Below are 12,110 nucleotides of genomic sequence, written 5' to 3'. Positions count from 1 at the left end.
ATCACCCGGTGAGGCTCCGGGACAGCCCCTCCAGGAGCCGCCGCGCACCGGCGTCTCCGCCGGCGGCCCCGCCGACGAGATCTCCTCCGGGCCGGGCGGCCCCCGCCGGGCCGGGCGCAAGGGCGGATCCGGTGCCCGCAAGGGCGGTCCCGCCGGGCGCAAGGGCGGTTCCGCCGGGCGCAAGGAGGCCTCCGGCGGGCGCAACGGCGTGCGGATCGCGGTGGTCGCCGCGGGCGCCGCCGTCCTGCTCGGCGGCGGCGCGGTCGCCGCGTTCGCGCTGACCGGCGGCTCCGGCGACGAGGGCCCCCAGACCGTCGAGCCCACCCGGCAGCTCGCCGACGCCGCCGTGCCGAAGATCGATCCGAAGGTGCTGGAGCAGCAGCGCAAGAAGCTGGCGCTGGAGCGGGCCTCCCGCGCGACGCGCCAGGACGGGGGCAAGAAGGGCCCCTCCCTGCTCCCCAAGGGCAAGCCGATCCCGACCAAGACGCCGGAGCCGAAGAAGACCGGCGGCAGCGGCGGCGGCCCGACGGGCGACCCGGTCCCCGCCGGCGAGGCGCAGGCGATCGCCAAGCGGCTGATGCCGAGCTATGGCTTCACCGGCAGCGGCCAGTTCGGCTGCCTGGTCAACCTGTGGAACAAGGAGAGCCACTGGAACGTCCACGCGTCCAACCCCTCCTCGGGCGCGTACGGAGTTCCGCAGGCCCTTCCCGGCGACAAGATGGCCAGCGCGGGACCCGACTGGCGGAACAACCCCACCACCCAGATCAAGTGGGGGCTCGGCTACATCAAGAACCGCTACGGCACGCCGTGCGGCGCGTGGTCGCACTCGCAGTCCGTCGGCTGGTACTGATCCGGCCCGGCGCGTCCCGGCCGCCCTGCGCGGCGCCTGGGACGCGCGGGGCGGGCGCCGCCCGCCTCAGCGGCGGGCCGCGCCGGTCATCCGCAGCACGTCGAGCGCCTCGTCCAGCTGCTCGACGGTCAGCCTGCCCGCCTCGACGTGGCCGCGCTCCAGCACGACCTCGCGGATCGTCCGGCGCTCCCGGAGCGCCTGCTTGGCGACCTTCGCGGCCTCCTCGTACCCGAGGTAGCGGTTCAGCGGCGTCACGATCGACGGTGAGGACTCGGCGTACTCGCGCATCCGCTCCTCGTCGGCCTCGACGCCGTCCACGCAGCGGTCGGCCAGCAGCCGGGACGCGTTCGCCAGCAGGGTGATCGACTCCAGCACGTTGCGGGCCAGCATCGGCAGCATCACGTTCAGCTCGAAGCTGCCGGACGCGCCGCCGAACGCCACCGCCGCGTCGTTGCCGATGACCTGCGCGGCGACCTGCGCCACCGCCTCGGGGATCACCGGGTTCACCTTCCCGGGCATGATCGAAGAGCCGGGCTGCAGGTCGGGCAGCCGGATCTCGGCGAGCCCGGCGCGCGGCCCCGACCCCATCCAGCGCAGATCGTTGGCGATCTTGGTGAGGCTCACCGCGATCGTGCGCAGCGCGCCGCTGGCCTCCACCAGGCCGTCGCGCGCGCCCTGCGCCTCGAAGTGGTCGCGGGCCTCGGTGAGCGGCAGCCCGGTGGCCCGGGCGAGCTCGGCGACGGTGCGGGCGGCGAAGCCCTCGGGGGTGTTGATGCCGGTGCCGACGGCCGTCCCGCCGAGCGGGAGCTCCGCCAGCCGCGGCAGCACGGCCTCCAGCCGCTCCACGCCGTGCCCGGCCTGCGCGGCGTACCCCCCGAACTCCTGCCCGAGCGTCACCGGCGTCGCGTCCATCAGGTGGGTGCGGCCGGACTTGACGACGGTCGCGAACTCCTCGGCCTTGCGGGCGAGCGCGGCCTCCAGATGCCGCAGCGCGGGGATCAGCTCGTTCACGACGGCCCCGGTGGCCGCGACGTGGATGGACGAGGGGAACACGTCGTTGGACGACTGGGAGGCGTTCACGTGGTCGTTGGGATGGACGGGGCGGCCGAGCCGCTCCTGCGCCAGCGTCGCCACGACCTCGTTGGCGTTCATGTTGGACGACGTCCCCGAGCCGGTCTGGAACACGTCGATCGGGAACTGGTCGTCCCACCGCCCGGCGGCGACCTCGCGGGCGGCCTCGGCGATGGCGCCGGCGAGGTCCTCGTCGAGGACGCCCAGCTCGGCGTTGACGACCGCCGCGGCGGCCTTGATCTGGCCGAGCGCGGCGATGTGCGCGGCCTCCAGCGTCCGTCCGGAGATCGGGAAGTTCTCCACCGCGCGCTGCGTCTGGGCCCGCCACTTGGCCGCGGCCGGAACCCGGACCTCGCCCATCGAGTCGTGCTCGACCCGGAACTCCTGCTCGCCCATGGAACGCCTCCCCACTCGACTCCGGCGGCCGCCGCCGTCGGCCGCCGCCTGAAAGGGGCAGCCCCGTCAGTGGGTCACGCATTCCCGCGTGAGGCGCGGATCACTCCTTGTTCAGCGTGTAGTTCTGCCGCTCGCCCGGCCTGCCCGCCGGCTTCTGCCGCCCGTTCACCCAGACGTCGCACGCGGACGCGTCGTAGACGACCGCGTTGATGCGCGGCTGGTCGTACCGGCGCGCCTCGCCCATGCGCAGCGTCTCGTCGCTGAGCACCGTCATCGCGGCCCCCGGGACCGACACGAAGATCTTGCAGGAGTCGGTGCGGGCCCGGACGACGAGCGTGCTGGTCGCGGCGCCGGGTGGCGCGGCGGCCTGGGTCGTGCTCGCCGGGGTGGACGCGCCGGCGGTGGGGGAGGGGCCGGGGCTCTCCCGCATCATGCCGACGATGAGGGCGGTGGCGCCGATGCCGCAGGAGGCGACGGTCGCGCCGATGAGCCCGATCACGACCATCAGCCGGTAGCGGGGGGTCGGCGCGCGGCGCCCCGAGCGCGGGCCCGCCATGGCCCGTTCGAGCCGGTCGACCGCGCGGGCGTGGCTGAGCCGCCGGGTCGGGTTCTTCTCCAGCAGCCCGGTGATGACGGGCGCGAGCGCGCCGGCGTTCTGCGGGGCGGGGGTCGACTCGTTGGCCAGCGCCGACAGCGTCGCCATGACGTTCTCGCGCTCGAACGGCGGGCGGCCCTCCAGCGCCGCGTACAGCGTCGCGCCGAGCGACCACAGGTCGGACCGCGGGGTCGCCTTCTCCCCGGCGGCGACCTCGGGCGCCACGTACGCGGGCGACCCCATGAAGTGGCCCGTCGCGGTGAGGCTCGCCGAACCCGAGGAGAACGCGAGCCCGAAGTCGGTGAGGACGACGCGGTCGCCGTCCAGGAGCACATTGCTCGGCTTCAGGTCGCGGTGCACGATCCCGGCCTTGTGCGCGGTGTTGAGGGCGTCCAGCAGAGCGCGGCCGATGTGCCCGACGCGCTCGGGCGGCAGCGGGCCCGAGCGCTCGATGAGCTGTTCGAGGCTGGGCGCCTCGATCATCTCCATCACGATCCAGGGACGGCCCTGCTCGATGACCACGTCGTAGACCTCGACGATGGAGTGCGTGCGCAGCTGCGCGGGCGCGCGCGCCTCCCGGAGGGTACGGCGGTAGAAGAGCACCCGGTCGTCCTCGGCGAGGTTGTCGGGGATCCGCAGTTCCTTGATCGCCACAGCGCGGTCGAGGAGCTCGTCGTGCCCCCTCCACACCGTGCCGTTGGCGCCCTGACCTATCTCCGAGACCAGCCGGTAGCGCGTCGCTAGCACGAGGCGCTCTGACTGTGACATGGCGGAAAAGATACCGGAGTGGCCAGCCGGTCATCGGGGAGACTTCATCACCAACGCGAATTTTGGCCCAATACTGTGACCTTGCGACAAGAAACCGCGGGGGACCGCCTCCCGGCGGCCCCGGGCGGGGGCCGCCGGCCGCTACCGGAGGTCAGCGCCTGCCGATGCTGAGGACGGGTCCGGTGGTGTCGGCGAAGAAGTCCTCGCCCTTGTCGTCCACCACGATGAAGGCCGGGAAGTCCTCGACCTCGATCTTCCAGACGGCCTCCATGCCGAGCTCCGGGTACTCCAGGACCTCGACCTTCTTGATGCAGTCCTGCGCGAGCCGCGCCGCCGGGCCGCCGATCGAGCCGAGGTAGAAGCCGCCGTGCTCCTTGCAGGCGTCGGTGACCTGCTTGGACCGGTTGCCCTTGGCCAGCATGACCAGCGAGCCGCCCGCGGCCTGGAACTGCTCGACGTAGGAGTCCATCCGGCCGGCCGTGGTCGGGCCGAACGAGCCCGACGCGTAGCCCTCGGGCGTCTTGGCCGGGCCCGCGTAGTAGACGGCGTGGTCGCGCAGGTACTGCGGCATCGGCTCGCCCGCGTCCAGCCGCTCCTTGATCTTGGCGTGCGCGATGTCGCGCGCCACGACGAGCGGGCCGGTCAGCGACAGCCGCGTCCGGACCGGGTACCGGGTCAGCTCGGCGCGGATCTCCGCCATCGGGCGGTTGAGATCGATGGCGACGACGTCGTCGTCCAGGTGCTCGCCGGTGGTGTCGGGCAGGTACTGGGCGGGGTCGGTCTCCAGCCGCTCCAGGAACACGCCCTCCGCGGTGATCTTGGCGAGGGCCTGCCGGTCGGCGCTGCACGAGACGGCGATCGCGACCGGGCAGGACGCGCCGTGCCGCGGCAGCCGGATCACCCGCACGTCGTGGCAGAAGTACTTGCCGCCGAACTGCGCCCCGATCCCGAGCTTCTGCGTCAGCTCGAACACCTGGAGCTCCAGCTCCAGGTCGCGGAACCCGTGCCCGAGCGGCGAGCCCTCGGTGGGCATCGCGTCCAGGTAGTGGGCCGAGGCGTACTTGGCGGTCTTCAGCGCGTACTCGGCGGACGTGCCGCCCACGACGATCGCCAGGTGGTACGGCGGGCACGCGGCCGTGCCGAGCGAGCGGATCTTCTCCTCCAGGAAGGACATCATCCGCTTGGGGTTCAGGACGGCCTTGGTCTCCTGGAAGAGGAACGACTTGTTGGCGCTGCCGCCGCCCTTGGCCATGAACAGGAACTTGTAGGCGTCGCCGGGCGTCGCGTACAGCTCGATCTGCGCGGGCAGGTTGGAGCCGGTGTTCTTCTCGTCCCACATCGTCACGGGCGCCATCTGCGAGTAGCGCAGGTTCAGCTTCGTGTAGGCGTCGTACACCCCGCGCGAGATGTGCCTCTCGTCGTCGCCGTCCGTCAGGACGTGCTGGCCGCGCTTGCCCATGACGATCGCGGTGCCGGTGTCCTGGCACATCGGCAGGACGCCGCCGGACGCGATGCCCGCGTTCTTCAGCAGGTCCAGCGCGACGAACCGGTCGTTGGGGGACGCCTCGGGGTCGTCCAGGATCCGGCGGAGCTGCGCCAGGTGCGCCGGACGCAGCAGGTGGGCGATGTCGCGCATGGCCGTCTCGGTGAGCAGCCGCAGGGCCTCCGGCTCGACCTGCAGGAACGTCCGCCCGTTCGCTTCGAACGTCGAGACCCCGTCGGAGGTCAGGAGCCGGTAGTCGGTCTCGTCCGGGCCGAGCGGAAGCAGGTCGGTGAAGGAGAAGTCAGGCATCTCAGGCAGATCCTCGCGCGATTCCGATGGGGGCCGCCTCACAGGTTACGGGCTCGGCGGGCGCGGGCCCACGGGGGGCGACCCGGGCGCGCAGGCCCACCACGACGCCCGCGGCGACCAGGACGGCGCCCGCCAGATCGGCCGGTCCCGGCCGGTCGAGGCCGAGCGCGACGGTCGTGACCACCGCGCTGATCGGGATCAGGCCCGCGCACAGCCCGGCGCGGTCGGCTCCGAGCCGCCCGATCGCGTCGTACCAGAGCAGGAACGCGATCGTGGTGACGACGATCGACAGGTAGGCGAAGCCGGCCAGCTCGCCGGCCGTCGGGACGCGCAGCAGCGCCGTCCCGTCCGCGACCAGGCCGGCCGCCAGCAGCATCGGGACGGCCAGCGCGGCGGAGTAGGCGGAGACCCGCAGCGGTCCGAGGCGCGGCAGCAGCGGCACGGCCAGCAGCGAGAAGCCCACCTCCCCGCCGAGGGCGCCGAGCGAGAGCAGCAGCCCGCGGACGCCACCGCCCCCGAAGCCGTTCGCGAGCGCGGCCCCCGCCGCCACCACGCAGGCCGCCGCGATGATCGCCGGGGCGGGGCGGCGGCCGTCCAGCAGCGGCCCGACCACCGCCAGCACGATCGGGACCGTCGCGATCACCGTGCCGACGGTGGCCGGGCTGGTGTCCCGGGTGGCCAGCACGATGCAGACGTTGAACGCCACCAGTCCGGTCCCCGCCAGGGCCGTCAGCAGCAGCCAGTCGCGGGCGGAGGGGCGGCGGGCGGGCCCTCCGGCGAGGCGCGCCACGGCGAGCAGGACCAGCGCGGCCGCGGCGTACCGGACCGCCTGGCCGCCGAAGACGGGATAGCCGGAGATGGTCGCCGAGACGGCCGTCAGCGTGCCGACGAGGGACATCGCGGCCCCGGCCCCCGCCATGCCGCGCCTGTGGGAGGTGTTCATGGACCGAACGCTAGGGCGCGGTTGGTCCATGGGACAGAGCCAATCAATCCCCCCGAACACGGACCAATACCCTCTCCGTGACGTCCACACCGCCCCTTGACGCTGAGAGTCATGTGACCGACCTTCATCTTTCTCTCGACCGGTCCGCCGGGCGGCTGGCCGCGCAGATCGCCGCGGGCTTCCGCGCGGCGGTGCGCTCCGGCCGGCTGACCGCCGGGACCCGGCTGCCGTCGAGCCGCGATCTGGCCCGTGACCTGGACGTCTCCCGCGGTGTCGTCGTCACCGCCTACGAGCAGCTCACCGCCGAGGGCTTCCTGATCGCCCGGCGCGGCGACGGCACCCGCATCGCGCCGCTGGCCCGCCCCGACGAGGAGATCGGGCCGCCGCCCGGGCCGCCGCCCCGCCCGGCCGAGCCACGGACGGAACCGGCCGTCCTGTACGACCTGACGCCCGGGCAGCCCGACCTCTCGGCGTTCCCCCGCGAGCGCTGGATCGCCGCCGCCCGCACCGCGCTGCGCACGCTGCCGCACGACGCGCTCGCCTACCCCGACCCGGCCGGCGTCCCGGACCTGCGGGCCGAACTCGCGTCCTACCTCGGCCGGGTGCGCGCCGCGCACGCCGACCCCGGCCGGATCGTGATCATGAACGGGGTGGCGCAGGGCCTGTCCGGCCTGCTCGGCCAGCTGCTCTCGGACGGGCACACCGCGCTCGCCGTCGAGGACCCCACCAGCGTCCGGCAGCTGCCGATGCTGGCCGCCGCCGGGGTCCGCCTCGTCCGCGTCCCGGTGGACGAGGAGGGCCTGGACGTCGCGGCGCTCGCCCGCACCCAGGCCCGCGCCGTCCTCGTGACGCCCGCGCACCAGTACCCGACCGGCGTCGTGCTGTCCCCGGCGCGGCGCGCCGCGCTGATCGCCTGGGCGCGCGACGCGGACGGCGTCGTCCTGGAGGACGACTACGACGCCGAGTTCCGCTACGACCGCGACCCCGTCGGCTGCCTCCAGGGCGTCGACCCCGACCGGGTCGTCCTCCTCGGCTCGGTCAGCAAGTCGCTCGCCCCCGCCCTGCGCCTCGGCTGGGCCCTCGCGCCGCCGTTCCTCGCCGAGGGCCTGCGGGAGCACCGCACCAACACCGACCTCGGCGCGCCCGTCCTGGAGCAGTACGCGCTGACCGAGTTCCTGCGCGGCGGCGGCTACGACCGGCATCTGCGCACCATGCGGAGGCGGTACCGGGCCCGGCGGGACGCCCTCGCCGGCGCGCTCGCCGAGAACCTGCCCGGCGCCAGGGTTCACGGCGTCTCAGCGGGCATCCACCTCTACGTGGAACTGCCGGGCGGGTGCGACGAGGACCGAGTCGTGGAGCGCGCGGCGCGGGCCGGGGTGTCGGTCGCGGGCGCCCGCGCCATGTGGTCGGCCCGCCGCGCCGAGGAGGCGCCCCCCGCGCTCGTCCTGGGCTACGCGGGTCTCCCGGAGCCGCGCCTGGTCAAAGCCGCGCAACTGCTGGGTCAAGCGGTTGCTCACGGTGATGGAGGGTAAGAACAGCATCCCCGGTGTAGGAGGTATGCATGAGTCTGGAAGAGGCCGCGCGGCAGTTGAAGATGGCCGGCCACGACGCGCAGGTGGCCTTCGACTGTGTCGGTCTGGGCGACCTCGAACGGGCGCAGGAGCACGCCGTGACGCTCCGGGCTGCGGCCGACGCCGCCGAAGTGGCGCTCAGTCAAGCCCTGAAGGACATGTCTCCCGAGGAGGCCCAGACGGAAGGCGAGCGCGCCGTCACGGCCCTGGCCGAAGACGCGTGAGCAGTGCCTTCCCAGGGGGGCGCCCCTGGAACCCCCGGTGCGGCTGGTCGTACCCGCTACAGGAGCGACACGTCATGAACCCGCACGGGCACGGGAGCCCGGATCGTGGCGTGAGGATCGCCCGGCTCGCAACGGGGGTTCCAGGGGGTCGCCCACCTGGGAAGACACAGCGAAGCCCTTCGCGGTGGCGAAGACGACCAGGATCAGGGCCGTGGGGACGATGAAGGCGATGCGCAGGCCGTGGTCGGCGCTGAGCGGAGCGATGGCCCCGACCACGGCGGCGCCGAGGACGAAGCCGACGTAGTTGAAGATGTTGACCCGGGCGACGGCGACGCCGAGACCGGTCGGGTCGACGCGTCCGGCGGCGGAGAAGGACACCGGGGCGATCACGCTCAGGCCGAGCCCGGCGAGCGCGAACGCGGCGATGGCGACGGCCGCGTTGGGCGCGGCGACCACGCCGGCCATGCCGAGGACGCCGACCAGGCCGCCGATCCGCACCACCCTGACGGCCCCCGAGCGGCGGACGGCGAGGTCGGCGACCGCGCGGCTGACGACCATGGTGACCTGGTAGGCGACGTAGCCGAGCGGGGCGACCCAGTCGCTCGCGGACAGCTCGTCGTCCAGGTACTTGGCGCCGTAGCTGGAGATCGCCGAGTCGGCCAGGTAGGCGACGGCCATCGCGGCGCCCACGACCAGGATCGGGCGCCACGGGACGCTGCGCCCGGCCGCCTTCAGCTCCTCGGCGGTGGGGCCGTCCCCCTCCTCGGCGCGGCGGTAGAGGCGGCCGCCGGTGGCGAGCGAGGCGGCCACGCCGACGGCGGCGGCGATGGCGAAGCCGGTGAACAGCGACAGGTCCAGCTTGTTGGCGAGGGACGCCCACAGGCCGCCGAGGATCCCCGCGACGCTCCACACCGCGTAGAACCCGGTGATCAGGCTGATCCCGTACCGGCGCTCGACGGCGATCGCCTGGGCGTTCATCGAGGCGTCCACCGCGCCGACGAACAGGCCGAAGGCGGCGACGGTCACGTAGAGGGCGGGGTCGTTGTCGCCGGTGAGGCCGATCAGGGCGATCGTGACGGCCACGGCGGGCTGGGAGACGCGCAGCACCGGGGCGCTGCCGAGCCGCTGGAACAGCGCGCCGGACGCGACGCTCCCCACGCCCGCGACCAGCGGCACCATGAGCAGCACCAGCGACAGCGTGGCGTCGCTGAGGTGGTGCGACTCCTGCATCTTCGGCACCTGCGTCACCAGCGAGGCGAAGCAGAGCCCCTGGACGGCGAACGCCGTGTACGCGGCGAACCGGGCCCGGCGGTCCCGGGCGGTGGTGCCCTCGCTCATGCGCCCCGACCTCTCTGGCTGCGCACCGTGAACGGACGCAATGTGAAGAAGATTCGCGTCAGCGTAGGGACAGGGGACGTCCCAGGTCAATGGGCGGGGACCGTCAGCCGATGAGGCGCCTGCGCATCCCCCGCACGGCGATGATCCACATCAGCGCGGCGAACACCACCAGCGCGCCGAGGTGGCCGAGGTCGGCGAGCGGGTGCAGGCCGAACACCGCGTCCCTGACCAGCTGCACGCAGTGGTACAGCGGGTTGAGGTGGGAGACCTTCTGCGCCCAGCCGGGCAGCGCGTCGATGGGGAAGAACGTCCCGGCGATCAGGAACAGCGGCGTCACCACACCGGTGATCACGTAGTCGAACGAGTTGATCGACGGCACCACCGACGACGTCCACATGCCGAAGAGGCCGAAGCCGAGCGCGGTGAAGAACGTCACGAACGGCACCAGCAGCATCCCGGGGGACGGGTCGAGGCCGAAGAACAGCGCCACGACGAGCGGGGTGCACGAGTACACCGCCGACTTGGCCGCGATCCACAGCGCCTCGCCCGTCACGAGCTCGTGCACGTCCACGGGCGCGGCGAGCATCGCGTCGTAGGTGTGCTGGAACACCCGCCTGATGTAGCCGTTGAACATCCCCGGGAACACCGAGGTGAACAGCGCCGCGGTCCCGACGACGCCGGTCGCGACGAAGTCCAGGTACCGGTAGTCGCCGATCACCGCGACCATCGAGCCGAACCCGTAGCCGAAGGCCAGAAGGAAGAACGTCGGCTCCACCATCGAGGCGAACGACTGCGACTTCCAGTACCGCTTGTAGAGGGCCAGCTCGTGGCGCCAGATCCCCCGGACCGGCGCCGCCTCGAACCGCCGCAGACGCGGCGCCCGCTCCGCCGTCGCCGCTTCCGCCTGGACGGTCATTCCACACGCTCCCCGGTCAGCACCACGAACACGTCTTCGAGGTTGGAGGCCCGGCGGACGCCGTCCGGGCCGAGTTCGTCCTCCAGGGAGGGCGCGATGGTCTCGGCCTTCAGCACCGACACCGAGGGGCCGGTGCGGCGCGTCGGCAGTCCGGCCGCCCGCGCGACCCGCTCCACCTCCGTCAGCCGGTCCGGCGGCCCGTAGTGCTCGACGACCCGCTCGCCCGCGTACTCGGCCACCAGCGCCGACGGCGTGCCCCGCGCGATGACCCTGCCGTGCGACATCAGCGCGCACTCGTCGGCGAGGCGCTCGGCCTCCTCGATGTAGTGCGTCGACATCAGCACGGTCGTGCCGCCGGCGCGCAGCCCGTCGATCAGGCCCCACAGCTCGGCCCGCACCTGCGGGTCGAGGCCCACGGTCGGCTCGTCCAGCAGGACGAGCGCGGGGCGGTGCACGAGCCCGCGGGCGATCAGCAGCCGCCGCCGCATGCCCCCGGACAGGCCGTCCACCCTGGTCAGCTGCCGCTCGGTCAGGTGCGCGATCGCCAGCGCGGCGTCCACGGCCTCGCGCCGCGCCTTGCGCGGCACCCGGTACAGGTGCGCGAACACCTCCAGGTTCTCGCGCGCGGTGAGCTCCTCGTCGAGGTTGTCCTGCTGGGGGACGACACCCATCGCCGCCCGCGCGCGCTTGGACTCCCGGGGCACGTCGAAGCCGAGCACGCGGATCGTGCCCTCGTCGGCGACCGCCTGCGCGGTCAGCATCTTCATCGTGGTCGACTTGCCGGCGCCGTTCGGGCCCAGCAGCCCCAGGCAGATGCCGGAGGGGACGTCGAGGTCGAGCCCGTCCACGGCGGTGAAGCCGCCGAACCGCTTCACGACGCCGCGGAGGCTGATCGCCGCCGTGCCGGAGCCCTCGTGGGCAGGCGCGATCTCGGCACGATGCAAGGTCATACCCCTCACACTAGGTAAGGGAGGGACGAATCCCCACCCGTTTTCCCGCGGGGCCGTCCCCGCCGGGGGATACCCTCTTCCCTGTGGACCTCCCCCATCGCCCGGCGGCCGAGAAGGTCACCAACGTGCGCGACCTGCGCGCGTCCGACGCCGACCGGGAACGCGTCGCCGCCGTCCTGGGCGAGGCCCTCGCGGACGGGCGGCTCACCATCGAGGAGCACTCCGAGCGCGTTTCCCGCGCCTACGCCGCCCGCACCCTGGGCGAGCTGACGGGGCTCACCGGCGACCTCAGCCCCGAGGAGGCGCAGCCCATCCTCGTGGACGACCGCCCGGTCTCGGTCTTCTTCGGCCGCACCCGGCGGGACGGGCGCTGGGTCGTCCCGGTCAAGCTCCCGCTCCTGGCCCTGTTCGGGACGGTCGAGCTCGACCTGCGCGAGGCCGTCCTGCAGCGCCGGCACATCGTCGTCGACTCGCTGGTGCTCGGCGGCCGCATCCGGCTGCTGGTCCCCGAGGGCGTCCGCGTGGACGTCACGGGGCGCACCATCCTCAGCACCCGCGACCTGCGGGCCCGTCCCGCGGCCGAGGGCCCGACCATCGAGGTGGGAGGCACGCTGATCTTCGGGTCGGTGCGGGCGCGGGCCCCGAAGCCCTCGCTGCGCAGCCGCGTCCGCAACCGCCTCACCCGCGGCCGGTAGG

General features: G+C 73.5%; 11 protein-coding genes. 4 read left to right on the top strand and 7 right to left on the bottom strand.

What is annotated here, in order from left to right:
- A partial coding sequence (locus AB0C69_RS07825; protein WP_360351143.1) for a hypothetical protein occupies nt 1-850 on the top strand: 850 nt, incomplete at its 5' end.
- 66 nt (nt 851-916) lie between these two features.
- On the opposite strand, the gene AB0C69_RS07820 is transcribed toward AB0C69_RS07825, so the two are convergent.
- From AB0C69_RS07820 to AB0C69_RS07805, 4 genes are all read right to left on the bottom strand, one after another.
- Nucleotides 917-2,317 (bottom strand): class II fumarate hydratase, encoded by a 1,401-nt coding sequence (locus AB0C69_RS07820; protein ID WP_345176963.1) that lies wholly within the window; start codon nt 2,315-2,317, stop codon nt 917-919.
- 100 nt (nt 2,318-2,417) lie between these two features.
- Nucleotides 2,418-3,680: a serine/threonine-protein kinase gene (locus tag AB0C69_RS07815; RefSeq protein ID WP_345176965.1), complete on the bottom strand. Its 1,263-nt coding sequence runs from the start codon at nt 3,678-3,680 to the stop codon at nt 2,418-2,420.
- 151 nt (nt 3,681-3,831) lie between these two features.
- On the bottom strand, nt 3,832-5,472 hold the full coding sequence (locus AB0C69_RS07810) for a fumarate hydratase (RefSeq protein ID WP_360351138.1): 1,641 nt from the start codon (nt 5,470-5,472) through the stop codon (nt 3,832-3,834).
- 1 nt (nt 5,473) lies between these two features.
- A complete protein-coding gene (locus AB0C69_RS07805; protein WP_345176971.1) occupies nt 5,474-6,415 on the bottom strand; it encodes a DMT family transporter in 942 nt (313 codons plus the stop codon).
- A gap of 113 nt (nt 6,416-6,528) precedes the next feature.
- On the opposite strand from AB0C69_RS07805, the gene AB0C69_RS07800 reads away from it, so the two are divergent.
- Together AB0C69_RS07800 and AB0C69_RS07795 are read left to right on the top strand one after the other, a co-directional pair.
- Nucleotides 6,529-7,947, top strand: coding sequence for a PLP-dependent aminotransferase family protein (locus AB0C69_RS07800; protein WP_360351134.1), 1,419 nt, complete (start codon nt 6,529-6,531; stop codon nt 7,945-7,947).
- A 29-nt stretch (nt 7,948-7,976) separates the two neighbouring features.
- Nucleotides 7,977-8,210: a hypothetical protein gene (locus AB0C69_RS07795; RefSeq protein ID WP_345176975.1), complete on the top strand. Its 234-nt coding sequence runs from the start codon at nt 7,977-7,979 to the stop codon at nt 8,208-8,210.
- A gap of 72 nt (nt 8,211-8,282) precedes the next feature.
- On the opposite strand, the gene AB0C69_RS07790 is transcribed toward AB0C69_RS07795, so the two are convergent.
- The 3 genes from AB0C69_RS07790 to AB0C69_RS07780 form a co-directional block, all read right to left on the bottom strand.
- Nucleotides 8,283-9,548 (bottom strand): MFS transporter, encoded by a 1,266-nt coding sequence (locus AB0C69_RS07790; RefSeq protein ID WP_360351131.1) that lies wholly within the window; start codon nt 9,546-9,548, stop codon nt 8,283-8,285.
- Between the two features lie 103 nt (nt 9,549-9,651).
- Nucleotides 9,652-10,464: an ABC transporter permease gene (locus AB0C69_RS07785; RefSeq protein WP_353834473.1), complete on the bottom strand. Its 813-nt coding sequence runs from the start codon at nt 10,462-10,464 to the stop codon at nt 9,652-9,654.
- Complete coding sequence (locus AB0C69_RS07780; RefSeq protein ID WP_360351127.1) at nt 10,461-11,414, bottom strand: ABC transporter ATP-binding protein; 954 nt, start codon at nt 11,412-11,414, stop codon at nt 10,461-10,463. Before AB0C69_RS07780 ends, AB0C69_RS07785 begins: the two co-directional genes overlap by 4 nt.
- 83 nt (nt 11,415-11,497) lie before the next feature.
- Between AB0C69_RS07780 and AB0C69_RS07775 the strand changes: the two genes are divergently transcribed.
- A complete protein-coding gene (locus AB0C69_RS07775) occupies nt 11,498-12,109 on the top strand; it encodes a DUF1707 domain-containing protein (RefSeq protein WP_345176982.1) in 612 nt (203 codons plus the stop codon).
- Nucleotide 12,110: the final 1 nt, after the last annotated feature.

The sequence above is a fragment of the Actinomadura sp. NPDC048032 genome (assembly GCF_040653175.1).
Taxonomy (GTDB): domain Bacteria; phylum Actinomycetota; class Actinomycetes; order Streptosporangiales; family Streptosporangiaceae; genus Spirillospora; species Spirillospora verrucosospora.
Note: the sequence above shows the minus strand (reverse complement) of the source record. Positions and strands in the feature narration are given on the sequence as shown.

Bases quoted from the DNA above. Each gene is read 5' to 3' on its own strand.
- AB0C69_RS07790 (WP_360351131.1), bottom strand. From the start codon at position 9,548: ATGAGCGAGGGCACCACCGCCCGGGACCGCCGGGCCCGGTTCGCCGCG.
- AB0C69_RS07815 (WP_345176965.1), bottom strand. From the start codon at position 3,680: ATGTCACAGTCAGAGCGCCTCGTGCTAGCGACGCGCTACCGGCTGGTC.
- AB0C69_RS07795 (WP_345176975.1), top strand. From the start codon at position 7,977: ATGAGTCTGGAAGAGGCCGCGCGGCAGTTGAAGATGGCCGGCCACGAC.
- AB0C69_RS07780 (WP_360351127.1), bottom strand. From the start codon at position 11,414: ATGACCTTGCATCGTGCCGAGATCGCGCCTGCCCACGAGGGCTCCGGC.
- AB0C69_RS07785 (WP_353834473.1), bottom strand. From the start codon at position 10,464: ATGACCGTCCAGGCGGAAGCGGCGACGGCGGAGCGGGCGCCGCGTCTG.
- AB0C69_RS07805 (WP_345176971.1), bottom strand. From the start codon at position 6,415: ATGAACACCTCCCACAGGCGCGGCATGGCGGGGGCCGGGGCCGCGATG.
- AB0C69_RS07810 (WP_360351138.1), bottom strand. From the start codon at position 5,472: ATGCCTGACTTCTCCTTCACCGACCTGCTTCCGCTCGGCCCGGACGAG.
- AB0C69_RS07820 (WP_345176963.1), bottom strand. From the start codon at position 2,317: ATGGGCGAGCAGGAGTTCCGGGTCGAGCACGACTCGATGGGCGAGGTC.